General features: G+C 28.7%; 27 protein-coding genes. 6 read left to right on the plus strand and 21 right to left on the minus strand.

All coding sequences use genetic code 11. The features are described from left to right. From arsA to L1S49_RS09750, 11 genes are all read right to left on the minus strand, one after another. Positions 1–1752: an arsenical pump-driving ATPase gene (arsA, locus tag L1S49_RS09700; RefSeq protein WP_343073976.1), complete on the minus strand. Its 1752-nt coding sequence runs from the start codon at positions 1750–1752 to the stop codon at positions 1–3. A 12-nt stretch (positions 1753–1764) separates the two neighbouring features. Further along, positions 1765–2151 carry an arsenite efflux transporter metallochaperone ArsD gene (gene arsD / locus L1S49_RS09705; RefSeq protein WP_238903962.1) on the minus strand — a complete coding sequence of 129 codons (387 nt, stop codon included), beginning with the start codon at positions 2149–2151 and terminating at the stop codon, positions 1765–1767. Between the two features lie 25 nt (positions 2152–2176). Continuing rightward, positions 2177–2500, minus strand: a complete 324-nt coding sequence (locus tag L1S49_RS09710) for a metalloregulator ArsR/SmtB family transcription factor (protein ID WP_238903964.1) — start codon at positions 2498–2500, stop codon at positions 2177–2179. Between the two features lie 298 nt (positions 2501–2798). Next, positions 2799–3299, minus strand: coding sequence for a GNAT family N-acetyltransferase (locus L1S49_RS09715; protein ID WP_238903966.1), 501 nt, complete (start codon positions 3297–3299; stop codon positions 2799–2801). Between the two features lie 32 nt (positions 3300–3331). After that, positions 3332–3757: a MarR family transcriptional regulator gene (locus tag L1S49_RS09720; RefSeq protein WP_238903968.1), complete on the minus strand. Its 426-nt coding sequence runs from the start codon at positions 3755–3757 to the stop codon at positions 3332–3334. Positions 3758–3996: 239 nt separating this feature from the next. After that, complete coding sequence (locus L1S49_RS09725; protein WP_238903970.1) at positions 3997–4413, minus strand: hypothetical protein; 417 nt, start codon at positions 4411–4413, stop codon at positions 3997–3999. Positions 4414–4583: 170 nt separating this feature from the next. Beyond that, positions 4584–5204, minus strand: a complete 621-nt coding sequence (locus L1S49_RS09730; RefSeq protein WP_238903972.1) for a nitroreductase family protein — start codon at positions 5202–5204, stop codon at positions 4584–4586. A 115-nt stretch (positions 5205–5319) separates the two neighbouring features. Continuing rightward, positions 5320–7575, minus strand: a complete 2256-nt coding sequence (locus tag L1S49_RS09735; RefSeq protein ID WP_238903974.1) for an excinuclease ABC subunit UvrA — start codon at positions 7573–7575, stop codon at positions 5320–5322. Between the two features lie 6 nt (positions 7576–7581). Then, complete coding sequence (locus L1S49_RS09740; RefSeq protein ID WP_238903976.1) at positions 7582–8283, minus strand: MerR family transcriptional regulator; 702 nt, start codon at positions 8281–8283, stop codon at positions 7582–7584. A 135-nt stretch (positions 8284–8418) separates the two neighbouring features. Beyond that, entirely contained in the window at positions 8419–8856 is a 438-nt protein-coding gene (locus L1S49_RS09745; RefSeq protein ID WP_238903978.1) for a MarR family transcriptional regulator, read from the minus strand. 68 nt (positions 8857–8924) lie between these two features. Next, positions 8925–9446, minus strand: a complete 522-nt coding sequence (locus tag L1S49_RS09750) for a dihydrofolate reductase family protein (protein WP_238903980.1) — start codon at positions 9444–9446, stop codon at positions 8925–8927. A 126-nt stretch (positions 9447–9572) separates the two neighbouring features. Here L1S49_RS09750 and L1S49_RS09755 point away from each other — a divergent pair, with 126 nt between their 5' ends. After that, on the plus strand, positions 9573–10520 hold the full coding sequence (locus L1S49_RS09755) for a WYL domain-containing protein (protein ID WP_238903982.1): 948 nt from the start codon (positions 9573–9575) through the stop codon (positions 10518–10520). Positions 10521–10584: 64 nt separating this feature from the next. Here L1S49_RS09755 and L1S49_RS09760 read toward each other — a convergent pair whose 3' ends face one another. After that, positions 10585–11127 (minus strand): DUF4829 domain-containing protein, encoded by a 543-nt coding sequence (locus L1S49_RS09760; RefSeq protein WP_238903984.1) that lies wholly within the window; start codon positions 11125–11127, stop codon positions 10585–10587. A 261-nt stretch (positions 11128–11388) separates the two neighbouring features. Between L1S49_RS09760 and L1S49_RS09765 the strand changes: the two genes are divergently transcribed. The 3 genes from L1S49_RS09765 (at position 11389) to L1S49_RS09775 (ending at position 14305) form a co-directional block, all read left to right on the plus strand. Next, complete coding sequence (locus tag L1S49_RS09765; RefSeq protein ID WP_238904120.1) at positions 11389–12600, plus strand: radical SAM protein; 1212 nt, start codon at positions 11389–11391, stop codon at positions 12598–12600. Between the two features lie 71 nt (positions 12601–12671). Next, positions 12672–13187 carry an RNA polymerase sigma factor gene (locus tag L1S49_RS09770; RefSeq protein ID WP_238903986.1) on the plus strand — a complete coding sequence of 172 codons (516 nt, stop codon included), beginning with the start codon at positions 12672–12674 and terminating at the stop codon, positions 13185–13187. Continuing rightward, a complete protein-coding gene (locus L1S49_RS09775; RefSeq protein WP_238903988.1) occupies positions 13184–14305 on the plus strand; it encodes an anti sigma factor C-terminal domain-containing protein in 1122 nt (373 codons plus the stop codon). Before L1S49_RS09770 ends, L1S49_RS09775 begins: the two co-directional genes overlap by 4 nt. A gap of 66 nt (positions 14306–14371) precedes the next feature. Here the strand turns inward: L1S49_RS09775 and L1S49_RS09780 are convergent, their stop codons facing one another. Beyond that, positions 14372–15037, minus strand: coding sequence for a TetR/AcrR family transcriptional regulator (locus tag L1S49_RS09780; protein WP_073016635.1), 666 nt, complete (start codon positions 15035–15037; stop codon positions 14372–14374). A 171-nt stretch (positions 15038–15208) separates the two neighbouring features. On the opposite strand from L1S49_RS09780, the gene L1S49_RS09785 reads away from it, so the two are divergent. Next, positions 15209–16153 (plus strand): ABC transporter ATP-binding protein, encoded by a 945-nt coding sequence (locus tag L1S49_RS09785; RefSeq protein ID WP_238903990.1) that lies wholly within the window; start codon positions 15209–15211, stop codon positions 16151–16153. Next, positions 16146–16943 carry an ABC transporter permease subunit gene (locus L1S49_RS09790; RefSeq protein WP_238903992.1) on the plus strand — a complete coding sequence of 266 codons (798 nt, stop codon included), beginning with the start codon at positions 16146–16148 and terminating at the stop codon, positions 16941–16943. Before L1S49_RS09785 ends, L1S49_RS09790 begins: the two co-directional genes overlap by 8 nt. A gap of 38 nt (positions 16944–16981) precedes the next feature. Here L1S49_RS09790 and L1S49_RS09795 read toward each other — a convergent pair whose 3' ends face one another. From L1S49_RS09795 to L1S49_RS09830, 8 genes are all read right to left on the minus strand, one after another. Then, complete coding sequence (locus tag L1S49_RS09795) at positions 16982–18418, minus strand: HAMP domain-containing methyl-accepting chemotaxis protein (RefSeq protein ID WP_238903994.1); 1437 nt, start codon at positions 18416–18418, stop codon at positions 16982–16984. Positions 18419–18522: 104 nt separating this feature from the next. Next, positions 18523–18744, minus strand: a complete 222-nt coding sequence (locus L1S49_RS09800) for a NifU family protein (protein ID WP_021801783.1) — start codon at positions 18742–18744, stop codon at positions 18523–18525. 62 nt (positions 18745–18806) lie between these two features. After that, positions 18807–19241, minus strand: coding sequence for a MarR family transcriptional regulator (locus L1S49_RS09805; RefSeq protein ID WP_238903996.1), 435 nt, complete (start codon positions 19239–19241; stop codon positions 18807–18809). 147 nt (positions 19242–19388) lie between these two features. Further along, a complete protein-coding gene (locus L1S49_RS09810) occupies positions 19389–20549 on the minus strand; it encodes a MerR family transcriptional regulator (protein ID WP_238903998.1) in 1161 nt (386 codons plus the stop codon). Positions 20550–20722: 173 nt separating this feature from the next. Continuing rightward, positions 20723–22144 (minus strand): glycoside hydrolase family 1 protein, encoded by a 1422-nt coding sequence (locus tag L1S49_RS09815; RefSeq protein WP_238903999.1) that lies wholly within the window; start codon positions 22142–22144, stop codon positions 20723–20725. 115 nt (positions 22145–22259) lie between these two features. Beyond that, positions 22260–24017 carry a 1-deoxy-D-xylulose-5-phosphate synthase gene (locus L1S49_RS09820; RefSeq protein WP_238904001.1) on the minus strand — a complete coding sequence of 586 codons (1758 nt, stop codon included), beginning with the start codon at positions 24015–24017 and terminating at the stop codon, positions 22260–22262. A gap of 124 nt (positions 24018–24141) precedes the next feature. Beyond that, positions 24142–25005 (minus strand): alpha/beta fold hydrolase, encoded by an 864-nt coding sequence (locus L1S49_RS09825; protein WP_238904003.1) that lies wholly within the window; start codon positions 25003–25005, stop codon positions 24142–24144. Between the two features lie 182 nt (positions 25006–25187). After that, positions 25188–25694: a DUF3189 family protein gene (locus L1S49_RS09830; RefSeq protein WP_238904005.1), complete on the minus strand. Its 507-nt coding sequence runs from the start codon at positions 25692–25694 to the stop codon at positions 25188–25190. Positions 25695–25791: the final 97 nt, after the last annotated feature.

Here is a 25791-nt window from a genome sequence, read left to right on the forward strand (position 1 = left end):
TTACTTCAATAAGCTTAAAAGCATATCCCCTTTTATTTCTTGTGGTTTCCACTCAACTACAGCAAAATTTCCCTTAGCTATTTCATTAACTTTATTAATCCAAGGAATCTCATTATTAGCTTTTGCCTTTAAAATCTCATTAGTAGTATTTGTTGCATATAAGCTTGAGTTTATGATCCACCACTTGCTATTAATTCCAGCACGTTTTAAATCATCTTCTAGTCTTTTTGCTTCATAAACAGGAGTTGTTTCAGCTAAAGTTACTATAACTACTTCTGTTTCATTTTCATTTCTTAATCTAGGTAAAAGCTTTTTCACTGATTCAGGAATATCTCCCTGTGATCTTTCTATTTCTCTATGATAGCTCTGTGTAGAGTCTAATAATAAAAGTGTGTGTCCAGTTGGTGCTGTATCTATAACAACTACCTCATTTTCAGATTTCTCAACTATCTCTGCAAAAGCTCTAAATACTGCTATCTCTTGAGTACATGGAGATCTTAAGTCTTCTTCTACATATTCTAAGTCTTCTTCACTCATAGTTTCTCTAGCCTTTTTTAAAACTTCTTGTGTATATTTTTCTAATTCCATTTTTTCATCAATATTACTTAAAGTAATTCCATAACTTTCATCTAAAACAAATTTAAGATGGTGAGCTGGGTCAGTAGTAGTTAAGTGTACTTTTTTACCTTTATTAGCTAATCCTAAAGCTATAGTTGCAGCCATTGTTGTTTTTCCTACTCCACCTTTTCCCATTGTGAAGATAACTTTTTTATTAGAATTATATAAATCTTCTATTACTTCACTTAACTTAGGTATTTCATTTACATCTAATTTTTGATGATTGTATTTTATATTATCTTCTTTTAAAAAGGCTCTTAAGTTCTCAATACCTGTTATATTGTATGGTCTTAAAGGAATCTCAAAAGTTTCTAAATTCTTTAAGTGTTCTGGTATATTAGCTAAAGCTATTTTTTGTTTATTAAATATATTATTTGATAATTCATCATCAGGATTTTTAAGAACTCCGTTTATAACAAGGACTTGATTATTTACACCAATATCCTGAAGTTCTTTTGATGCTCTTTCTGCTTCTTTAAGTGGTGAAACCTCTGGTCTAGATACTAGAATAAGAGTAGTTAACTCTCCATTTGATAGAGTTTTAACTGCATTTTTATAAATCTCTTTTCTATCTTCAAGACCTGCTAGTTGACCTAAACAGGATGCACCATGTTTGCTTTCACTTATAAAGTTACTCCACGCTGATGGAAGTTGTAACATTCTAAGAGTATGACCTGTAGGGGCTGTATCAAAAATTACATGATCAAACTCATTTTTCACTTTATCATCTGTTATAAAGTTTGAGAATTCATTAAAAGCTGCTATTTCAACTGTACAGGAGCCTGATAATTGTTCTTCCATATTTTTAATAACTACATCAGGAAGCTTTCCTCTATATGGTCCTACAACACTTTCTTTATATTCCTTTGCAGCTTCTTCTGGATCAAAGTTTGCAACAACAAGGTTTGGAACTTCATCTATTTCTACCCCTTTATTGTTTAAAGTGGTAGAAAAAACATCCTGCAAATTTGATGCTGGGTCTGTACTTACTAGCATGATTTTTTTTCCTTGGTCTGCTAGTGTCATAGCAGTGGCGCAGGCTGTTGAAGTTTTTCCAACCCCACCTTTACCAGTGAAAAACAAATATTTAGTTAGTTTAATATCATTTAAATCAAATTTATTCAAACTGAAAATCCCCTTTCTATTTTAACAACATCCATCCTTACAACCACAACTTTTAGGTTTAAGCTTCATCTCTGCTTTTTTAATAGAAACCTTAAGATAATCCTCTGGCACCTCTAAATATTTACAAAACTCTTCATTTGAAAGATAACCTTTTGTTTTAACAACTTCACCATCTACTAATGTCACAGGAAGAGTATCTACCCCATCACTATTTAAAATATCATTAATAACTTTATTATCTACAAAAGCTTGTGGGTTACTAGATAAATTATGTCTTTCAACAACCACACCATTATTTTTTAAGTTATTTAATACAGTTGACACTCTTAATAACTCTGGATCAACTCCTGGTCCACATACTCCAGTTGAACAACACATAGCAGGATCAAAAATAATCATTTTTTTCATAATTAACAACTCCTTAAATTTATTTTTAACACTTTTTATTATCTTCTACAGATTTACATATACAGTCTTCAGTTTCTGTGACTATATTCATTAAATATAAAACAAGCTTATTTGCGCTTGTATTATCTAAAGTGTAGTAATTCCATAAACCTTCTTTTCTAGACCTTACAAGCTTACAATCTATTAATACTTTCATATGATGAGATAAGGTTGGCTGAGTAAATTCAAAACTCTCCAATATATCGCAGGCACATTTTTCTCCACATGAAAGAATATCTATAATTTTTAATCTGTTTGGATCTGATAATGCTTTAAATATTTTTGCATTAACTTCGTAATCTAAATTCATAAAACCACTCCTTATATAGATGGATGTCTATGTATTAAATATAGATGATTATCTATGTTTAGTCAACTATTATTGAATATTTCGAGATTTATAATAGCATTACATTTACACTCATCTATATATTTATATTATATTCAACTTTGATCATCTTGATACTATTGGATTTAGTGTTTCTCAAATTCTAGACTTAATAATAAAAAACTTGAGATGTAAGTTTAATAAATTATAAAATTAAAGAGCATATATAAACAAAAAATATATGCTCTCTAATAACAATAATTTAGTTTAGAAACTTTAATCATATCATACCAGTAATATTACTTCTTTTTTCAAGTAATACAACATCGTGCCATGTTCCATTAGGCATTTTAGATATTCTTTCTCTTATACCTATTTCTCTAAACCCGCATTTTTTATGTGCTTCTATACTTCCATAATTTTCTTTTATAATTGAACAACACAATGTCCAAATTCCATTTTCTTCGCTTTGTTCAATTAATTTTTTCAGAAGACTTGTTCCTATCCCATTTCCTCTATAATTCTCTCCAATATATACGCTTACTTCAACTACTCCCTCATAACAACATCTACTAGAAGTTGGAGATATAGCCACCCATCCTAATACCCCATCACTAGAGCGTGCTACTAACCTACCTATTTTAAGATGTCCTTTATCCCACGCTTCCCAAGTAGGAACTTCATTTTGAAATGTTGCTATCCCTGTATTAATTCCCTCTAAGTAAATGTCTTTTACTTGATCCCAATCTTCTGACCTCATCTTTTCAACTTTGTAGTCCATATCTCTTCTCCTTTTAATTAAACCTAAAATATTTAAATTTTATCTATAGCTTTTATAAGTATATCTAAACTTTCTAACACTTGTTGTTTTTTCTCATCTGGAATTCCATCATATATCTTTTTGAAATATTGGTTCATATCTTTCTCTATTCCCTCAAAAATTTTATATCCTTTATCTGTAAGTGATATTGTTACATATCTTCTATCTTCTGGATCAATATCTCTTTTAACTAACTCTCTTGAAACAAGGCTATTTACAGTTCTACTCATTGTACTGTTCTCTAAATTTAACAATTCAGCTAATTGATTTAAGGAGATATTTTCCACTCGTCCTATTTCTACTAATGCGTGACATTGTGACATTGTAATATCGCAACATGAATAGCCACATTCCTCTAAAACTCCAAGTTTTCTTTCCATTATTCTTATAGATTCTCTTAGTTGTTTTTCATTAATCATAATCAATTACCTCCTGCAATTATTGTACTATGCAATAGTTGTATTATACAACTATTTTTTTTAAAATTAGTCAATTAGAGTTATTCTTTTCATTATTTAAAGACTGCCATAAGTACGATATTTAAATACTTATAGCAGTCTTTATTCAGAATTTATTAAATTTGATTACTTATGTGTGATTATGTTTTGATTAATTACGCTAGTTTACATCATACTCATCTAGAACTGCATTTCTTCACTTACCCAAGCCTCTTACAATAATTTCCAACTAACTTTATCATTTTTAATACCAAAAGTTCAAATCCATAAGCTACAAATATAAAAAATAGCTCTAAAGGAGTAAAAAGTATAAATGCAACTACATTATCAAATTTATCAAATGTATAATAGTATTTATTGTTAAGATCCATGATTATGTAGTTTACTACACCTAAGATTAAAGCGGAGGAAATAAAGTATGGTAGCACCTTTTCCTTATGTTTGTATGTTAATAGAATAATCATAGAAGCTAGAGTTATGGTAATAATGTAGCTATTATAATAAATATATATTTTAGTTATAATAGCTACATTATTAAACCTTCCTATAGTCCCCCATAAATTAAATGATAAAGCTAAAACAAATCCAATAACTGTAAATATAAGTATTTTTTTCATAAAGTCTCCCATTTGTATATTTAATTTTAATATAGTAAATTATAACAAATAGATGATATATTTACAATTGTATGTATTAGACTCACTACATCTATAATTTTATAAAATAAAAAATCTTTATTTCTCAAGATTTTAATATATTGATTAAACTCATTACAATATCTAAATTTCTAAAAGTATTTTACAAATTCAGTAGCAGGCTTTCTATAACCTCTAATTTTATCACTACTCTTGTCCATTTTGCCAATTGTTATCATCAGTGCAGGTACTTCATTTTCAGGAATATTTAGTAGTTTACTTATCTTCTCTTTTTCAAAATATATCATTGGACATGTATCCCATTCTTTATTTTTTGCTAAAAGCATAAAAAGCATAGATGATAAGGATGCATTTCTTATTGCCTCATCATGTTTAAATTCTTCTCCCCACCCCGTATAAAGGTTATGAATACTATCAATCATAATTTGGTACTCAGTTTTATCAATCATTCCAAGTAACATTGACCCCTCATAAATTTTATCAGCGGACAAATATGCATTTTTATCTCCAGTAACAATTACTACTGCCGATGCAGTTTTAATTTTGTACTGTTTAAATGATGCCTCATAAACTTTGTTTTTTAACTCCTCATCTTCTACTATGTAATATTTTGCATGCTGTAAATTAAACGCTGATGGAGCTAAAGAAAGTTCCCTAAATATTTCATTAAAATCTTCCCTTGGGATTTTTATACCCTTAATAAATTTATTTGTAGATCTTCTTTCTCTTACAATTTCTAAAAATTCATTCATATAAATACTCTCCTTGCAGTAAATATTCTATTCTCTCTGCTATTTTATATAGTCATTATTCGTTAATGATTATTATACTATATCTACTCTAGAAAAGTAAGTGAATTCTCTTTATTTATATGCTCTTAGTAGCTTCAATATATTTAGCAGTTAATGATGCCTCACATTTAAGAAGCTCTTTTGGTGTTCCTTCAAATATTATTTCTCCGCCTCTAGTTCCACCATCTGGTCCCATATCAATTATCCAATCTGCTCTTTTAATTACATCTACATTGTGTTCAATAATTATAACTGTATTTCCTCTATCTACAATTCCTTCAACTATATTTATAAATTTTTCTATATCTGCCATATGAAGTCCTGTTGTAGGTTCATCTAAAATATAGATTGAACTTTTAGTATGTAGTTCACTTGCAAGTTTTAATCTCTGACACTCTCCACCAGATAATGTGTCTAGGGTTTGCCCCAAGCTTAAGTAACCTATACCCATTTCTTCTAAAGCTTCTAGTTTTGACTTTATTGCTTTAATGTTAAAAAATTCAATAGCTTCTGTAACAGACATATCTAGAACTTCTATTATGCTTTTACCTTGATATTTATAGTCTAAAACTTCACTTTTAAATTTTTTGCCTTCACAAACATCACAAGTGCTTTTTATATTTTCCATAAATGCAAGATTTGTTTCTATTACTCCACTTCCATTACAATTTTCACATGCTCCTTCTGAGTTTGAACTAAATAATGATATACTAACATTATTAGCTTGAGAAAAAACTTTTCTTATATTATCCATGATTCCACTATAGGTTGCTAAACTTGATCGTGAATTAGTTGATACTGCACTTTGATCTATAAGTACAGCATCTTTATTCTGTTTTAAGAATTCATCTTTTATTAAGGTACTTTTACCGGAGCCAGCAACTCCAGTTACAACAGTTAATATCCCTTTAGGTATGGTAACCGATATATTTTTTAGGTTATTTTTATTACAATTAACTGCCTCTAGATACCCTTTATGCTCTCTGACTTTTTCTTTAATAGATAGTGACTTCTTTAAGGCTTCGCCAGTTAAAGAACCAGATTTAAGTAAATCTTCATACCTTCCTTGATATACAATTTTTCCACCATCTCTTCCTGCTCTTGGTCCTATGTCTACTATATGATCTGCAATCTTAATTACATCTGGATCATGCTCAACAACCAGCACCGTATTACCTTTATCTCTAAGTTTAATTAAAAGATTATTTAATTTATTTACATCTCTTGGATGAAGTCCTATACTAGGTTCATCAAATATATACATCAAATCTATAAGATTGCTGTTTAAATATTTTACCATTTTTATACGCTGAGATTCACCACCAGATAATGATGAGGTTTCTCTATCTAAAGTTAAGTATCCAAGCCCTATGTCTATAATATTATTAAGTTTCTCTATTATACTTTTTATAAAGGGTTCTGCCTCTGGATTTTCTATTTCCCCAATGACTTTAATTAATTCGTCAATTTGCATTTTAGTTAAATCTGAAATATTATAACCATTAATTAAACATTTATATACTCTTTCATGAAGCCTTCTACCATCACATTTAGGACATGTATCTTCAATAAGAAGTTTATTTAGTTTTTTCTTTGATGCTTCTGAGGTTTCTCCTTGTTTGCCTAAATACAATCTATTAAATTTAATTAATAAACCCTCAAAGGTTATGTTCATTTTACCTGTTTCATCAAGTTTTATTTTATGAGCAGGAGAATTTAAGAATTTCTCCATTTCTTCCTTTGAGTAATCTACTATTTTCTTATTAGGATCAAAATATCCTGAATCAACAAACAGTTTCCAGTGCCAAGAATCTACCCCAAACCCAGTAAGTAAAATAGCTCCTTCATTTAAAGACTTATTTATATCAAGTATTTCAGCCATGTTAGGAATTAGTTTTTTACCAAGACCTTGACATTCTGGACACATACCATGTATATCATTAAAGGAAAACATATTTGCTTTACCTATATAGGTACTTCCAAATCTTGAGTATAAGGCTCTTAAGAAAGAATTTATATCTGTAATAGTACCTAAAGTTGATCTTGAATTACCTCCAAGTCTGCTTTGATCTATTACTATTGGGGTAGATAAGTTTTCTATTTTATCAGCTTTAACCTCACCATACTTTGGTAAAAAGTTTCTTATGAATGCACTAAAGGTTTCATTTAACTGTCTTTGAGCTTCCTTTGCTACTGTCTCAAAAACAATAGATGATTTACCAGAGCCAGACACCCCTGTAAATATTGTTATTTTTCTTTTGGGTATTTCTAGTGAAACATTTTTTAAATTATTTTCCCTTAAGCCCTTTAAAACAATAAACTCTTTATCCATACTTATTCAATCCTCCTTCATTTTATTTAGGTGACATATCAAATTTTCCATATCCTTTTGTCTATCTCCTATAGGTGATAATAATTCATTTTCTCTATGTAGAAATTCAAAGTTATTAGCTTCTATTTTTCTAATCATTTTCCCAATACATTGAGTACTGTAGTTTTCTTTTCTTATAAGTTTTATGGTCTTCAATAGAATAATTTCATGTTCTGAATAAATTCGGTAATTATTTTTATTATTTCTTGGCACCTCTAATAGTCCATTTCTCTCCCAATTAATAATCACATCCATAGATACACCGATTTCTTTTGATACTTCACTTCTTTTTAAGGAAATCTTCTTATTTTCATCAATATGAAATTTTATTAACTCTTTTATTTCTTTAATAAGTATAAATTCATTAGCTTTTTCAACTTTTATTTGTAATAAGAATTTCTTACTTAAATCCAAAGCTATACCTAATTCATTCCTTGCAATGGTTTTTAAAATTTCTCTTACTTTAAATATCATATAAACTTTTACTATATCATTTTTTAAAACTAATCTTGCAAGCTTAATTTGCTCAATATGTTTATCTGTATAAATCCTATAACCATTTTCACTTCTTTCAACATTGCTTATATATCCTGATTTTTCATAAGCTAAAATAGTATTGTTGTGTACACCTATGATCTTAGCCACATCTGATGTTCTATAGACCTTCAACTAATTACCTCCCTTCTCCAATATACAGGTCAGATTATATCATAATACATAAACTCTGGTGCGATATTGGAGGGTTTGTGTATTTTCATTTCAATAGAATAAATGCCAGACTTAAAAGCCTGGCATTATTATAAGTTAAAATCTAAAATCATTTATATTGTTAATTACTTTATCTATATTACATTCAAAAATTTCTTTTTGCTCATCTGTAAAATCCTTTAATAATATACTGCGAAATTCTTCCTCTAATTCTAAAATTCTTTTTCTTATTGGCATGGCATCCTCAGTTAATCTTATATGAACGCTTCTTTTATCTGAATGGCATTCACATTTTTGAATTAATCCTTGACCTTCATACTTATTTATTATATCTGATAATGAAGACTTTGATATCTGCCATAAACTTGCAACTTCATTAAAAAGCAATGTAGATCCATCCTCTGGTAAAATATGAAATAGAGTTATGTGGTTTTGTAATATAGGCATTCCTTCTGCCTTAAGCCTTTTCGTCATAAATTTATCAAAAACTTCACTGACTATTTTTATCTTGCCCATAACACATTTTTTATCCATTATTACCACCTCATTCGTTCGAATACGAATTGATTGTAATCTTTTTCTTTTCAGTTGTCAAGGTCTTACTATCTCTTTGAGTACTTTAAGATTGTAATTCCATCTTCTATTAAATATTCATCAAGATGTAGTTTTACTGTAGGATTATTTTGTAAAAATAGTGGTCTTCCTTTTCCAAGTATAATTGGAATTATACCTATGATATACTCATCTATAATGTCAGCTTTAATAAAATAATCTACCAGAACTCCTCCACCAAAAAGGTAAATATCCTTTCCCTCTTTCTTTTTTTCATCTAGAATAACCTTGCATATATCTCCATTAATAAAATGTATGTTTTCTTTATTTTTAAGGTTTTGAGATGTAGCAATAAAAACCTTTTTATTTTTATATTCAAGATGCATGTTTTGATCATAGCAATTTTTTCCCATAACTACCGTATCAACACCTTCAAGAAACTTACTAAAATCATGTTTTCCTGTATTTAATTTATGGTCTCCATCTCCAACAATCCACTCATAGGTACCATCTTCTGAAGCTATAAATCCATCTAAACTAATGGCTAGATTTAAAATTATTTTTCTTTCCATTTAAAAATCCTCCTTCACATGTTATAAATATTCTTTTCTATATGCTTTATAATTATGTTGATTTAATACATAATTAATTATAAGATATAAAAACTGACAACCTATGTCATATAAATGGAGGAAATAATGAGAGCAGACAGATTAATTTCTATACTTATGTTATTACAAATATACAAAAAGTTAACAGCTCAAGAATTGTCTAAAAAACTTGAGGTTTCTGTAAGAACCATTTATAGAGATATTGATTCATTAAGTGGTATAGGAATACCTATTGTAACTGAAAAAGGTATAAATGGAGGCATAACACTTTTAGGCAATTATAAGACTACCCTTACAGGAATAAATAAAAATGAGCTTCTCTCTTTATTTATTCCTACTGGAGATAAGATATTTGAAGATCTAGGAATAGAAAACCTTAAAAACACTACTATATTGAAGATTTTAGGAGACTCTTCACCTGATAATTATAAGGAATTTGAAAATTTTCAGAACTATATTTATATTGATATGAATACCTGGAATAATTCAAAAACTTTTACAAACAAAGATGTACTTTCAACATTACAAAAAGCTACATGGAGTTCAAAATCATTAAAGATGTGTTACAAAAAGATAGATGTGAAAAAAGAAATAACTATAAATCCTTTAGGCTTAGTTTGCAAAAGGAGTATCTGGTATCTAGTTGCTATAGATTGCGATACTATTAAAACCTACAAGATATCTTCTATTGAATCAGCTACTTTGACTAGTGACAAATTTACTAGACCTTCAGAATTTAACCTGAAAAACTATTGGGAAAATTCCGTAAGTAAATTTAAAACTTTAATACCTAAATACAATTTCATCTTTAAAATTAATCCTAATATACTTGAAAGCATTAAAAAAAGGCCTTTTATAACAATAAAAGAAATTACTTATAGGGATGACGAGCTCCATCTTTATATAAGTTTTGATTCATTATGGCAAGGAATAGAATTTGCCTTTAGTTATGGTAAAGATATAAAAATTTTAGAACCTTTTGAAGCTATCACTGAAATTAAAAAGAAATCATTAGAGATAATTGATTTATATTAAAGATAGTATAAAACTCCTAAGATCTATACTATTAGTAAATCTTAGGAGTTAAAATAATCCCATTCTATATCTGCCAATAAACATCAAACAGCTTCCAGTCTGAATCTTCTTTTTCTCTTGTAACTACATAGTACCTAGTCCAATTCCCATTTCCCCATTGTGCCCCAGCAGCATGTTTTGGATAATAAACTATATTATAATTTACTTCAATAACTTTATGTTCATAAGGATTGTATTCTCTTAATCTTTCTATAAAACTATAATACTTATCCATTTGCTCTAAATCAGTATAATCTTTTTCATTTATTTCTTTTAAACTATTAATAGTTATTTTTCTAGGATTAGCTTTCTCTGCCTTTCTTGATTTATGAATTTCAACAATATTTTCATTATCTACATAAATATCTTTAAGTTTTTCAAATTCATCAGTAATATCAAATTTAAATGAGTCTAAAACAATTTTCTCATCTAAAGAGCTTGCTTTTATTTTTGACTTAAAATATCTCAGTTTATTATAAACAACTATTTCATATCTTCCTACAAAGAAATAATAACCACTCAAAAGAAGCAATATAATTATTAAAACTTTTTTCTTATTGCCATTCAATTATTTATCCCCCTTTAAATCAAAGTTGCCTTTATTATTAGTAATTTCATTATATATGAAAACCTTAACTTTTATAGTAATATTGGTATTTCTTAATCTTTTTTTAAGAATAATTTGGAATATTTTCTTTGATTATCTAGTAACCATATCGTAAAATTACAATATATTGTAACTATTTACTTTTTGAGTACTATGGAATTCTATAAAGACTAGAGAGGTGTTTTTAATGATTACAAGTTTACTAAGACTACTTTTTACTAAATCTCTAAAACCTTTTATTTTACAAATGATAATAAGACTGAATTCAATACGGATGTACCAGAATTAGGTCTATATGTTCACATTCCTTTTTGTTTAACACTTTGTCCTTTTTGTCCCTATAACAAAGTTAAATATAATAAAAAATTAGTCTCTTCCTATAAAGATGCATTGATTAAAGAAATTAATATTGTCGGTAAATTAAATAGAAATGCGAATCAAATAAGCAGTGTCTATTTTGGTGGTGGCTCACCAGCACTTATGATTGATGAACTTTCTGATATATTTATTGCGCTTAAAAATAATTTTAATATAAAGTCCAATATAGGCATAGAGCTTCATCCACAGGATATTAATAATGATACTCTTTCAAAACTAAGAGAAATCGGTTTCGATATGATTAGTATAGGTATCCAATCATTTAATAAGAATACATTAAATACTTTAGGTAGAAGTTACATTGATGGTAGTGAGAAGGTAAAAATAGCCGCCTCTTTTGGCTTTCTTACTATAGATGTAGATCTTATGTTTGGAATAGATGGACAAACTAAAGCGGATTTAAGAAGGGATTTTATTTCTGCATTCACTTCAGGTGCAACTCAAGTTTCTACTTACCCATTTATTGATTTTTCCTATGCAAATAATAAAAGTACTCCATTAAAAAAAGGAGATAAAAAAGTTCTACTAAGAAGCCTTGAAGAAATTAGCGAGGAATTTAATTGCAGCAGAACAGCTGTATGGACCTTTGGTAAAAAAGATGCACCTAAATATTCATCTGTAACAAGAAATAACTTTATAGGTTTTGGATCAAGTGCTACTACTCTCTTAAAGGATTCCTTTAAAGTTAACACCTTTTCTGTAGAAGAATATATACATAGCTTAAATTATAATAAAGTACCAACTGCTTTAACACTAAATTTCACAAAGAGAACCAGAGCACTATACTGGCTATTTTGGAATTCCTATACTTTAAAAATAAGTAAGGAAAATTTCAAAAATCTTTTTAATTTAGATTTAGATTCAATGTTTAAATTAGAATTAAGTCTTGGAAGAATTTTGGGTCTTATACGTAAAACAAATGATGGATATGAATTAACAGAAAAAGGCACTTATAAATACCATTTAATCGAACAAGCTTATACACATCAATATATTGATAAAACATGGAGTGTATTAAGAAAAGATGCTTGGCCAGATAATATTAAATTATATTAATATTAAAAGATTATATTTTTAGTGTAACTTTTTACTTTTCTAATTGTTATATAGATGAAAGGGGTGAGAAAGTGCCTGAACTGGAAGAGCTCTACAGTGAAATAAAAGATAAATTATTCAGCTATATTATGAAGCTATCTGGAGATAAGCATGTTGCTGAGGAAATTGTTCAAGAAACCTTTTGTCGGGCACTAGAGCAAATCCTCATAAGTAAAAAGGAACTGAATATAGCTTGGTTTTATACTGTTTCAAAACATCTATACTTTGATTATGTGAAAAAGCAAAACAAATACAAATTTACAGAAGAAATTGAAAAAGAAGATGTTTCATATGAAGCAATTCCTTATAGTGATCTTTTAAAAAATGAAGATTCAGATGAAGTTAGAAATGTTCTTAACATGCTTAAAGCTAACTATCGAGAAATTTTAATTTTAAGAGAATTTAAGGAGTTATCCTATGAAGCAATATCAAAATTAACTGGAATGAGTCTAGTGCAAGTAAAAGTCACTCTTTACAGAGCTAGAAATAAATTTAAAAAGCTGTATGAGGATAATCATAAAAACTTTAGAAATGGAGGTACTCTATGAATTGCAATGATGTTAAAGAAAACATTAAAAGATATTTAAATGATGAATGCGACCCCAAGGAAAAGCAAAAAATATCTATTCATTTAAGCAACTGTCCTAATTGTATGAAATTATTAGATGAGTTAGAATCGCAAATATTTCAAAATAAAGACTACTCTAATTCAATAAATACAAAAAAAGTTTTAAATAAAGCTAGAAAAACTTTGATATTAAAGGTTTTTACTACAACAATAATATCAATTTTAATTTTTATAAGTATGTTTTTTATTGTAATCCCAAGTGTATTTAAGTTTGTTTATTATCCTAAAATTTCTGATATTACAAGAACACTTTCGGATATTACTCAATTTACTTCTCCTTATACAGTAGTTGGATTTGGGAATAAGCATGCTGGTTTTGGCAAATATAGTTTTGATATAGAGACTTACACAAAAGAAATCATAGGTGCAAAAAATAAAAACTCTACTACTATTTCTAGAAATTTTAATATGATTTCTGGAACTTATGAAAGTCCAGTAACTCCTTTTGTTCAATTCATTCATCCAAATATTCAACTTTCGGATACTTTATCACAAAGGCTTTCTCCAACAAAAGCTGTAAATACACTTAAAAAGAACAGTGATACTACTGTAGCTCTAGTTGATATTTCTCTAAATTCAGTAACAAATTTAGAAAATCTACTAGAATCTTTAAAAGACTTAGATTTAAAAATTGTATGGATGGCAGTAGAATGTGGAAATGAGGAATTTAAGGTTTCAAATATGAGTAGTGGACAAAATCAATATGTCCAGTGGGGAATCCCCGGAAGTTTATTTACTAATGAAACTTTATTTTCAGAGGAATTAAATTATAAAAACACAGAATACGAAAAAAGAGTTTTAGAAGAATTAAAATGGCTAGATGAAAATAAGAAATATATCTCTGCAAATAAGAGTTTAATAAAATATCAAAACTTCGATAATAGAGTTTTAGATAATGCCAAGTATATTCTTGATAATGGCATTAAGATATATGGAATTCGAGTTACAGGCCCTTCATCAGAACTTATTAAAATCAATGATAAATTAGATGTAAGAACTGAGGAAGTTATTGATATGGATTTTTACAATTGGAATTAGTATTAATTTTGTTATATAACTAAGCTGCTACAAAACTAAAATGTTTAGTTTTGTAGCAGTTTATTTTTAAAAGTTACTATTTCTATCTTTTTGCTCCTGCCCAGTTATTACTCTTTCATAAGATTTAAATAATCGGCTTCTTTCTTTTAAGTTATCCTTATCTCCAAATATACCAAAGAAAAACAATTTACTTACTCCTAAAATATATTCGATACTTGCATCTCCAGTTCCTGGATTAGATAAAGCAGCCCACATGGATATAAATGAAATTAATGCATTAGTCGGTATAACAGAGTCTATTATTCCTTCTTTTTTCCCTTGTTCTATGTACTTTATTAAAAACAGCATGGATTCATTTACTAATTCATTATAAATTTGCTGCATTAAAGGATCTTCCCATACTTCTTTACTTAATATATCAGATTCCATCATAGTTGGAGCATTTTCTGCTGATAGAGAAAATATTTCTTCTGATTTCTCTATGAAGGTTTTATTTGATTCTATTATATTTATAAAAGAACTAATATATTGGTCGAAATATATCTTTAAGGCTTCCCTAGCTAAATTATCTTTGGTTTGAAAATAATTAAAAATTGTAACCTTTGAAACTTTTGCTGTTTTAGCTATATCTGAAACACTTGTATTTGATATTCCGCTTCTTAAAAACATATCTAAAGCTGTATTTAAAATTAATTTCTTTTTTTCCTCAGTTCTTCTTTCGTATCCATTCATCATATCACCACCTATATTTATACGTATGTTTATTTAATTATACCACAATATATTTTGAACTTTAACATTAAATTAAGTTCAAAATATATTGACTTACTATAAAATCGGGAGTATTATGAACTCATAAGGCGCTTTAGTTCAAATTATATAGTAAAGGGGGAAAATATAACTATGAATGTTATTGAAATAAAACATTTAACTAAAGATTATGGAAGTGAAAAAGGTGTTTTTAATCTAGATCTTTCGGTAAAAAAAGGGGAGGTATTCGGATTTTTAGGTCCAAACGGAGCTGGAAAGACAACTACTATACGACATCTTATGGGGTTTATTCATCCAGACAAAGGAAGCTGTTCTATCAATGGTTTAAGCTGTAGCAAGGATAGTCACATAATTCAAAAAAATCTAGGATATCTACCTGGAGAAATAGCTTTCATGGATGATATGACTGGAATTAACTTCATTAAATTTATCTCAGAAATGAAAGGTGTTAAGGATTTTAGCCGTGCTCAGGAGCTAATCAATATGTTTAGTTTAGACCCGTCTGGAAAAATAAAAAAAATGTCCAAAGGGATGAAACAAAAAATTGGTATAGTTTGTGCTTTTATGAATAATCCAGATATTATTATTCTAGATGAACCAACTTCAGGTCTTGACCCACTTATGCAAAGCAAGTTCCTAGATCTTATTTTATCAGAAAAAGAAAAAGGAAAAACAATTTTTATGTCATCTCATATTTTTGATGAAATCGAACGTACCTGTGACCGTACAGCGATTATTAAAAATGGTAAATTAGTAGCTATCGAAGATATGAAAACTCTCTCTAGCTCAAAACATAAATCCTATATTATAACCTTCTTAAATGAAGAAATGGCAAAAAACTTTATTAATGATGGGTTTAATGTAAAAGAAATAGTTAAAAATCAAGTTACGGTATCTATAAAAGGTAAGGTCATGCCCCTTATACATGCTCTAGGGAAATATGAAGTAAAAAGTTTAGATATTAAAACCCAAAGCCTTGAGGAATTATTTATGCACTACTATGGAGATATACAATCATCACACTTTTATGGAGATATACAATCATCACACTATTATGGAGGTGAAAAAAATGATTAGTTTGCCATTATTTAAACGTGAAATGAAGGCTAATTCAAAACTTCTTATGATTTTTATTTATATTTTAACATTATATATTTTAAGCATGATTTATCTTTATGATCCTGAAAAAAATAATATAATGGAACAGATGGTACAAGCTATGCCTGAAGTAATGAAAGCATTTGGTATGGTTTCAAGCGGTGGTTCACTTATTAGCTTTTTATCTTCTTATTTATATGGATTTATAATTTTGATGTTTCCTATTATATTTATTATAATCCTTGCAAATAAACTTGTGGCTGGCTATATGGATCGCGGATCAATGGCATATCTTCTTGCAACTCCTAATAAAAGAATAAAAATTATTTTAACTCAAGCTTTATGTTTATGGGTTAATATGGCTATTCTTATAGCTTATGCTACTGTTGCAATTATAGTTATTTCCGCATTTTTTCATCCTGGAGCTCTTGATGTTAAGAAATTAATTGAGATTAACTTTTCAGTATTTATGCTTCACCTAGCTGTAAGTGGGATATGCTTTTTTGCTTCAAGTATTAGTAATGATACTAAACTTTCTTTCACAATTGGAGCAGGTATACCCGTTATATTTTATCTGATTCAGATGATAGCTAATATGGGTGGAAAACTTGAAAATCTGAAGTACTTTACCCTATACACTCTGTTCAATACTAACGATATTATTTCAGGAAAAAACATCTTACTTCCTGTAATTGCACTTACAACAATCTCAATTATACTTTATAGCATTAGTATATTTATTTTTTCAAAGAGAGATTTACCTGTATAAGAAAAAGTCAGGCCTTATTGCCTGACTTTAAATATATACTAAATATCGAAGGCAGAAACATTTTTCTCTAATACCTTTGATATATTAACCAATTTTTTAGAAGTTATGAACATCTCATTTGTAATTGCTGCCTGCTCTTCTGTTGAAGCAGTTACTTCCTCTGATAAAGCTGTAATTGTTTGAGACTCAGAGGTTATTGATTCTACGGTTTTTAATATTCCATTACTTGTACCTACAGTTCCCTTTAAAACACTATGTACTTCATTAATTTCCTTAGGTATATCATTTACTCTTATAATTACCTGTTTGAATGCATCAATTGCTGTTTCTATATCTTGCCTACTTTCAGCAACTATATTTGTTACATGCTCTGTAGTATTATAAACATCATGGGTTTCTTTTGTAACAGTATTTACAAGATTAGCTATTCCCTTTGATGACATTAACACCTCTTCAGCAAGCTTTCTTATTTCATTTGCAACTACTGAGAATCCTTTTCCAGATTCACCAGCTCTTGCTGCTTCAATTGAAGCATTTAAAGCTAATAGATTTGTCTGGGATGCAACCCCATTTATTACATCAACAATTGAATTTATTTGAGATATTGTTTCATCTAGATTTTCAACTTTTGTTTTTGCAAGAGTAAATGAATTAAGCATTTCATCTACACTAGCGGAGAGATTATTAATTTTCTCTGCACCTGCATTTGCATCTTTTCTTATGTATTTTCCATCTTTAGACAATATATTTAATTTATCATTTACTCCATTTAAGTCACTTGAAAAATTCTTAAGTAAGTTTACTGCCTCTTCAAGGGATTCTGTTTGTTTCATTCCACCTTGTGATACATTATTAACTGCTGATGCAATCTCTTCACTTGATAATGCTATTTGATTTCCTCCGCTAGATATGTTATTTGATATGTTACTTAAACTTTCAGATATGACTTTAATTTTTCTAACAAGTTCTCTCATACTTTTTCTAGTTTTTGTACTAGCATTAGCAAGTTTCCCTATTTCGTCATTACTATTAATAGTATATTCTACTGTGAAATCTCCCTCTCCTGCTTTTTCTATAGCATCTTTAATTATCTCTATAGGTTTTGCTATCCTTTTTCCAATTTGCAATGCAACTATAAAAGTTAGGGCTAATATTACAAACCCAAATATAATACTGTTAATAAGGCTTTTATGTATTTGTTCATTCATATGTTTTACGGATATGCTATCTGTGGCATCTATTACTTCCTGCATACTTTTAATATCAATATTATCTAGACTTTCTATATTGGCTTTTATGTTATTAACTAATGTTATTCCATCAGCTTTCATTTGATTTTCTATACCTTTTCTCATTTCAAAAGTAAAAAAGATCGTACAAATAACTAATATTATTGCTGCTATTAAAGTAAAATTAAAAATTAATCTTTTTCTAATTGAATTAAAAACTAGCCTATTTTTTATTTTAGTAAACATAGTTTCCTCCCTAACCTAACCAAAATCACTAAAAATGTACTCGAACGTATTGATTTACTTTAAGCTGCATTTCCTTAACTTACGAAATACATCTTAAAATAATATTAAACCCCTATTACAGACTTAACTCCTGGCACCTCTTGTCTTAATCTATCTTCTATAACCATTTTTATAGTCATCATAGCTCCAGGACAATTCCCACAAGCGCCTTGCATTTTAACACTTACAACTCCATCATTGCTAACACCAACAAATTCAACATCCCCACCATCATTTTGTAATATTGGTCTAATTTTATCTAATGATTTAATTATTAATTCTTTCATAAAAATACCTTCCTCCAACAACTATTCGTACGTGTACGTATAATATCATTAAAAAAATACACCTATAGCATTTTTTTGATATTATTTAATGCACTATTAATATTATCTTCAAACACAACTTTTTCTTCTTGAGTAAAATCTTCTAATAACACATTTCGAAATTCTTCCTCTAGCTCTAAAATTCTTGTTTTTATGGGCATAGCATCCTCTGTTAAACTTATATGAATACTTCTTCTATCTTCATGGCATTCACATTTATTAATTAATCCTTGATTTTCATATTTATTAATAATATCTGATAGCGACGATTTAGATATCTTCCACATGTTTACTACTTCATTAAATAGTAGTTTAGAACCATCTTCGGGTAGAATATGAAATAATGTTATGTGATTTTGCAGTATAGGTAAGCCCTCAGCTTTTATTTTTTTAATCATAAATTTATCAAAAGTTTCACTAATCATATTAATCTTTCCCATAATGCATTTCTTATCCATTCTCAACACCTCATTCGTTCGAGTACGAATTAATTATAGGATTTATATCCTTTCTTGTCAACATATTATTTTATTCAATATTTGACGCTTCCTAAATTCATAAAAGGAAACTCAAAATAAGTTTCCTTTATTAGAAATATAATCTTTTTAGTTTTTACATTTATCTGCATATACTTTAAAGGCTTCACCTATAAATCTTGATCTTCCTTCTCCATATTTATCATCAGTAACTTTTATCCATATATCATTATTTAAATAAAGATCAGACATATATGCCCAATGATTTTCGCCTTGATCTATTTTGTATATTTTATTACTTTTATCTGTTTCATAAGCTATTTCTTCAATAATTTTTTGGATTTCGGAAGATGATGGATCTTTAGTTAAATCCAAAACTAAATTATCATATAAGGTTTCTATTTTAGGTTTTTTACCACCTAAATTTATTTCTAGTACTTGACCTATGAATTTTGATGCCCCAATACCATATTTATTATCAACATCTTTTATCCATTCTTCATTAATTAGAAATAGCTTAATCATATAGAACCAATGCTCATCTCCAATTTCATCTTCAAAAATTTTATAATCCTTTTTTACAGTTTTGGTTATTGCATCGGCAATTACTTGGATTTCTTTTGATGAAGTATCTTTTCTTAAATCTTCTGAAAGTTTTTCAAACAATCTTGCTAGTTCTGGATTTGTATCCTCTAGGAGTTCTTTTTTAAATGCAGCATATTGCTCAGATAAAATTAAAAGATCACTATTAAGATTTTGCTTTACTGCTTTAGCATACTTTTCTATACTTCCATACTCTTTTATAGCCATATCAGCTATTTCATCTTCTTTTGATCTTATTTTTTCAATCATTTCATCATATTTATCCATGCTACCGTATACCTTAATTATCTTATCTTCATCCTTTTTAAATTCCTCAAGAACATTAAAGTATTCGCTCATATCAAATTCTTTAAAACTCATTTCACGCTCTCCTTTTATGGTTCTATTTATTAGTTTTATCAAATCATTTAATCTATTCCTCTTTAAAATAAGAAGCTTTTTTTGATTTTCTAAAACCTTAGATCTGTCAAACCTTGGATTATCTATGAGTTTTTTAACTTCTTTAAGGGGTATATCGAGTTCTTTAAAGAATAAAATTTGTTGAAGAGTTTCTAATGCCTCATCATCATAAAGTCTGTATTTAGCTTCTGTAGTTAAAGTTGGCTTTAACAAACCTATCTCATCATAATAATGAAGCATCCTAACACTTATGCCTGTTAAATCCGAAACTTGTTTTACTGTTCTCATAAATATTCCTCCAAGTTTGATTATAGAGCTTCAATATTCTCTAAACTTTGCCGGCAACGAGTTTTCAATTTCTAAGCTCTAAGTATAGATTACACTATGACATCATGTTAGGGTCAATAGTTTTTTCAAAAAAAGCAACTGATATAACCTCAGTTGCTTTTTAAAAATTCTATTTAATATTCTCTTCTTTTTAAACTTTCTCCATTGGTTGCTATAACTTCTTTATACCAGTTAAAGCTCTTCTTTTTGTATCTATCTAAAGTTCCACTTCCATCATCATGTCTATCAACATAGATAAAGCCATATCTCTTTTTAAGCTCTGCTGTTGATGCACTTACAAGGTCAATGCAGCCCCAAGTAGTATATCCCATAAGTTCAACTCCATCTTCGATAGCTTCTCCTACTTGAACTAAATGATCATTTAAATAATTAATTCTGTAGTCATCATTTACAGTTTTATTTCCATTCTCATCTGTAATTAGTTCATCTACTGCTCCAAGTCCATTTTCTACAATAAAAAGTGGCTTTTCATATCTATCATAAAGTACATTAAGTATATATCTTAGACCTTCTGGATCTATTTGCCATCCCCAGTCACTTGCTTTTAGGTATGGATTTGGAACTCCACCGATAATGTTTCCTTTTCCAGCCTTTTTACTCTCATCAGCTGTTGCACAGGCACTCATATAATAACTGAAGGATATAAAATCAACTGTATTTTTTAGGATTTCCTCATCACCTGGTTCCATATCTATAACAATGTTGTTTTCTTTGAAATATCTATTCATATATCTAGGATATTTACCTCTAGCATGAATATCTGCAAAGAAAAGATTAGATCTATCTGCTTCTAAAGCCTTTAGTACATCAGCTGGATTGGGTGTTAATGGATAGTTAGGTACTCCTAATATCATACAACCAACCTTTAAACTTGAATCTATTTCATGAGCTATTTTTACTGCTGATGCACTAGCAACTAACTCATGATGCATTGCTTGATATAAATCTTTTTTACTTAATTGATCTTTTGGAGTTAAAATTCCACCACTCATATATGGTGCATGTAATGCTGAATTTATCTCATTGAATGTAAGCCAGTATTTAACCTTACCTTTGTATCTGTTAAATAGTACTGTTACATAATTTTCGAAGAATCCAACTAGCCTTCTATCTTTCCATCCATCATAATTTTTAGCTAAAGCTAATGGTGTTTCATAGTGTGATATAGTTACAAGTGGTTCTATACCATATTTTAAACACTCATCAAAAACTTTATCATAAAATTCTAAACCTTTTTCGTTTGGTTCTTTGTCATCTCCATTTGGAAATATTCTAGACCATGCTATAGATAATCTAAAAACTTTAAATCCCATTTCAGCAAATAACTTTATATCTTCTGCATATCTATGGTAAAAATCTATTCCTATTAATTTCATATTGTCTTCTGTTGGTTCATCAGTTATGCCACCCATAATTCCCTTAGGGTAAACATCTTGAATTGATAACCCTTTACCATCTTCATTATATGCTCCTTCAAATTGGTTTGCTGCTGTAGCGCCACCCCATAAGAAATCCTTTGGAAACTTAATTGTCATATTCATTTCTCCCATCTAAACTGTAATTATTTTTCAACAAATTAGTTCACTTGTTTACAATTATAATTATACAGTCTTTAATGAGGATATTTTTTCATATTTTGAAACTTGTGTTTTAGGCTAATATGTTTTTTATATCTTCAACTATTAGATCGTCAGTTAGATGATAGCGATTGAAAAGTTCCTTTACATCAACCTTATCTGTAAACTCTTTTGTTGCACCAAAGTTTAGGACTTTCATATCTTTAGCACCATAAAATCTTGTTATCTTTTCCCCAAAGCCACCATCAAGTATTCCATCTTCTAAAGTTATAACAACTTCGTGATTAGCCATAAGTTCAGTTAACATTTCTTTGTCTATTCCAGTTATAAATCTTGGATTAATAAGTGTTGCATCTATATTCATAGAGTTCTTTAATTTTGCTTTTACCTTTTCTCCAAGCTCAAAGAATGCTCCAAGTGCTATTATTGCAACTTTGCTTCCCTCATTTACTTTCTTATAAGTGTTTAATGTAGAAAAATCAGCTAAAACTTTTTCTCCTGTTGATATAACCCCTTTTCCTGGCACTTTTATTACAACTGGATGTTCATTTTGTTCTAAGCCCCATTCCATCATGCTTATATATTCTTCTTTTGTTGTTGGAGCAAGGTAAACTATATTAGGAATATTTGATATTAAAGGTATATCAAATATACTTAGATGAGTTACATCTGAGCCACTGATTCCACCACCTTGGACAAGTATTAATGCTGGATTATTATTAATAGCTAAGTCTTGTGACAATTGATCATAGGTTCTTTGTACAAATGAACTCATAACTGATACAACAGGTTTGCCTCCTTGAGATGCTATACCTGAAGCTAAAGCAATTGCATGTTCCTCTGCTATTCCAACATCTACAAATTGATTTTTAAATTCATATCTAAATTTATTAAATCCACCCATAGGTGTTCCAGGAGATATTCCAACAATACGACTATCTTCTTTTGCTTTCTCAATCAGGAAGTTGTCTGTAATATCTCCATAATTTTCTCCTGAACCTGTAAATAGCGGCTTTTTAGTTTCTAAGTCAAAAGGTGCAGCCCAGTGAAATGCTTCTTTGTTAATTTCAGCATCTTTATATCCCTTACCTTTTATAGTATTCATATGAACAACTACTGGGTGATCTATATCTTTAACCTTTGAAAAAACCTCAACTAAAGATTCTATATCATGACCATTTTTAACAAAGTGGTATTCAAAACCTAATGCTTTAAAGAAATTATCCTCAGCTGTTCCTTCAGTTTCGCGAAGTTTAGCTAGATTTTTATATAGTCCACCATGATTGGTTGCTATAGACATATCATTATCATTTACTAATATAATTATATTTTTTCCTGAAGCACTTGCATTATTAAGACCTTCATAAGCTTCTCCCCCACTTAAGGAACCATCACCTATAACTGCTATAATATTTTCCTTATCACCCTTTATATCACGTGCTTTAGCAAGTCCACAAGCTAAACTTACTGAAGTAGATGTATGCCCAACTATAAAAAAGTCATGTTCACTTTCTACGTGTGAAGTGTATCCTGTTATAGAATCAAATTTATCCTTTTCTATAAATCCATGCTTTCTACCAGTTAATATCTTGTGAGGATATGACTGATGCGAAACGTCATAAACTATCTTATCTACTGGTGAATTAAAAACATAATGTAATGCTATTGTTGCTTCAACCATTCCTAAGTTAGGTCCAAAATGCCCACCAGTTTGACTAACTTTATTTATTACAGCATTTCTTACTTCCTCTGCCAATGTGTATAACTGCTCTTTATTTAATTCCTTTAAATCCTTTGGGGAATTTATGTTGTTCAAAATATTTAAGTTCATATTTTCTCTCCTAACTTTGATTTACTTTTATATTAGGTAATTATACTCCTTGAAGTTAACTCTAAGTCAATAGTTTTTTAGACTAAGTTCCTAAAATCAAAAACTAAATCAAAACTATTATGAGTTATATATCTTCATTTAAAAATTTTCTTATTTCATCTCCTTGATTAATTAAAGAATGACCTTCATTAGGAAAGAAATTTACCTTAGCATGTCCTAACAATGATTTTAAACGTTTTGATGTCTTTTCTGAATGTAGCATAATATCTTTCCCACCTACAAATACTGCAACAGGCATTGTTAGTTTTAATATTTCTTCATCTCTAAATATAGGAATAGTCTCCTTTCTAAAGTTAAAGTGTTTCGCAATTAATTTTTGATAATTTAACATTACCTGCGGTATAAGTTTGCCCCCATTAATTCTATAGTACAATTTATCTATTCCTCTTTCTCCTAATAACATATAGAATAAAGATTTAAAAATGAATGACTTTTTTTGAGGTCCTATTCCTGCTGGACAAAGCAAAGCAAGTTTATTTACCTTTTGTGGATATTTAATGGAAAATTTCACCCCTAACCATGCCCCTAATGAAATTCCAACAATACTTGACTTTTCTATGGATAGAGCTTCAAAAACATCCTTAAGCCAATTTGATAAATCATCTCCTACAAACGACAATTGAGTTTCAATACTTTTTCCTGGCTCTCCAGGCATATCTATTGCATATACTCTATAATTCTCTGAATACTTCTCCATCTCTTTGATCCACATAACAGAATTCATACCGCTTCCATGAAGTAATACAAGTGGTGGTAAGTCTTTTTCTCCATTAGCTATAATAAAAGTCTTTCCATAAGTTGTTTCAATATAAAATTCTTCATGACTAACCCCAGATTCATTAATTATTGATTCATAATATTTCAAAACTTCATTTTTACCTTCTTTAGATTTAAATGCAGTTTGCATCTTAACATTTTTATCTTTCATAAATACACATCCTTATTATTTATTTTCTACACCTATTATATTGTACTTTGTTTAAATTGTAAATATTTTTATTGCTATTTATTAAACTTTATTGCTATTTATTTCTTCTCATTGATTAATTAAGTTAAAAATAAAAAAGTATGTACTGACATTTCACATCAATACATACTTAAAATTTATATTTACTTAAATTCTTTATTATCTAAAATAATAACATCTGATTTACATTCTTTAGCTACCTTAACTGTGTGATTTACAAGTTGTATTATATTCTTATATGATTGCTTTGCTCCCTTTACAAGCAATGGTACTCCTACAGAATCAATTTTTAATAATCTTGAAAACAATCCACCAAAAGTCATTGCTAATGGAACAGTTGACGATGTATTTGAAAATATGATTTTCTCATTCAATACTTTTTGCATATGAAGCATAGAAGTTAAATTATACAACCCTGGAATCAAAATTTTTGAATTTCCTCTACCAACAGTATAAACTTTGTTTCCATCTTGATCAATTCCATGATAAAAAAGTTCTCCACGATCCTTATAATCTAATTTATTAAAGTTAGGTAACTTCAATATTTCTTCTTTAGTAGGTTCTCGATTTTCATTTAGCATTTTTAAGTGATAAGCAATTGCTAAAACAGATGAATGAGTTCCTCCATAGCAATTATATATATATATCATTTAAATCACCTAATTCCGTATTTTTTTGCTTAATTTTACTATTGTAGTGGTACATTATATCTTAATATTAAACATACATTAGGGAATTATTTTTTAG

The organism is Clostridium sp. YIM B02506, from assembly GCF_022324845.1.
In the GTDB taxonomy this organism is placed as follows: domain Bacteria; phylum Bacillota; class Clostridia; order Clostridiales; family Clostridiaceae; genus Clostridium_T; species Clostridium_T intestinale.

Excerpts from the sequence above, each read along its gene's own strand:
- L1S49_RS09795 (WP_238903994.1), bottom strand. The coding sequence starts at position 18,418 with ATGTTTACTAAAATAAAAAATAGGCTAGTTTTTAATTCAATTAGAAAA.
- L1S49_RS09730 (WP_238903972.1), bottom strand. The coding sequence starts at position 5,204 with ATGAATGAATTTTTAGAAATTGTAAGAGAAAGAAGATCTACAAATAAA.
- arsD (WP_238903962.1), bottom strand. The coding sequence starts at position 2,151 with ATGAAAAAAATGATTATTTTTGATCCTGCTATGTGTTGTTCAACTGGA.
- L1S49_RS09785 (WP_238903990.1), top strand. The coding sequence starts at position 15,209 with ATGAATGTTATTGAAATAAAACATTTAACTAAAGATTATGGAAGTGAA.
- L1S49_RS09780 (WP_073016635.1), bottom strand. The coding sequence starts at position 15,037 with ATGAATGGATACGAAAGAAGAACTGAGGAAAAAAAGAAATTAATTTTA.
- L1S49_RS09825 (WP_238904003.1), bottom strand. The coding sequence starts at position 25,005 with ATGAAAGATAAAAATGTTAAGATGCAAACTGCATTTAAATCTAAAGAA.
- L1S49_RS09820 (WP_238904001.1), bottom strand. The coding sequence starts at position 24,017 with ATGAACTTAAATATTTTGAACAACATAAATTCCCCAAAGGATTTAAAG.
- L1S49_RS09735 (WP_238903974.1), bottom strand. The coding sequence starts at position 7,575 with ATGGATAAAGAGTTTATTGTTTTAAAGGGCTTAAGGGAAAATAATTTA.
- L1S49_RS09725 (WP_238903970.1), bottom strand. The coding sequence starts at position 4,413 with ATGAAAAAAATACTTATATTTACAGTTATTGGATTTGTTTTAGCTTTA.
- L1S49_RS09805 (WP_238903996.1), bottom strand. The coding sequence starts at position 19,241 with ATGGATAAGAAATGCATTATGGGAAAGATTAATATGATTAGTGAAACT.
- L1S49_RS09715 (WP_238903966.1), bottom strand. The coding sequence starts at position 3,299 with ATGGACTACAAAGTTGAAAAGATGAGGTCAGAAGATTGGGATCAAGTA.
- L1S49_RS09755 (WP_238903982.1), top strand. The coding sequence starts at position 9,573 with ATGAGAGCAGACAGATTAATTTCTATACTTATGTTATTACAAATATAC.
- L1S49_RS09710 (WP_238903964.1), bottom strand. The coding sequence starts at position 2,500 with ATGAATTTAGATTACGAAGTTAATGCAAAAATATTTAAAGCATTATCA.
- L1S49_RS09775 (WP_238903988.1), top strand. The coding sequence starts at position 13,184 with ATGAATTGCAATGATGTTAAAGAAAACATTAAAAGATATTTAAATGAT.
- L1S49_RS09800 (WP_021801783.1), bottom strand. The coding sequence starts at position 18,744 with ATGAAAGAATTAATAATTAAATCATTAGATAAAATTAGACCAATATTA.
- L1S49_RS09790 (WP_238903992.1), top strand. The coding sequence starts at position 16,146 with ATGATTAGTTTGCCATTATTTAAACGTGAAATGAAGGCTAATTCAAAA.
- L1S49_RS09750 (WP_238903980.1), bottom strand. The coding sequence starts at position 9,446 with ATGGAAAGAAAAATAATTTTAAATCTAGCCATTAGTTTAGATGGATTT.
- L1S49_RS09720 (WP_238903968.1), bottom strand. The coding sequence starts at position 3,757 with ATGATTAATGAAAAACAACTAAGAGAATCTATAAGAATAATGGAAAGA.
- L1S49_RS09815 (WP_238903999.1), bottom strand. The coding sequence starts at position 22,144 with ATGACAATTAAGTTTCCAAAGGATTTCTTATGGGGTGGCGCTACAGCA.
- L1S49_RS09830 (WP_238904005.1), bottom strand. The coding sequence starts at position 25,694 with ATGATATATATATATAATTGCTATGGAGGAACTCATTCATCTGTTTTA.
- L1S49_RS09810 (WP_238903998.1), bottom strand. The coding sequence starts at position 20,549 with ATGAGAACAGTAAAACAAGTTTCGGATTTAACAGGCATAAGTGTTAGG.
- L1S49_RS09745 (WP_238903978.1), bottom strand. The coding sequence starts at position 8,856 with ATGGATAAAAAATGTGTTATGGGCAAGATAAAAATAGTCAGTGAAGTT.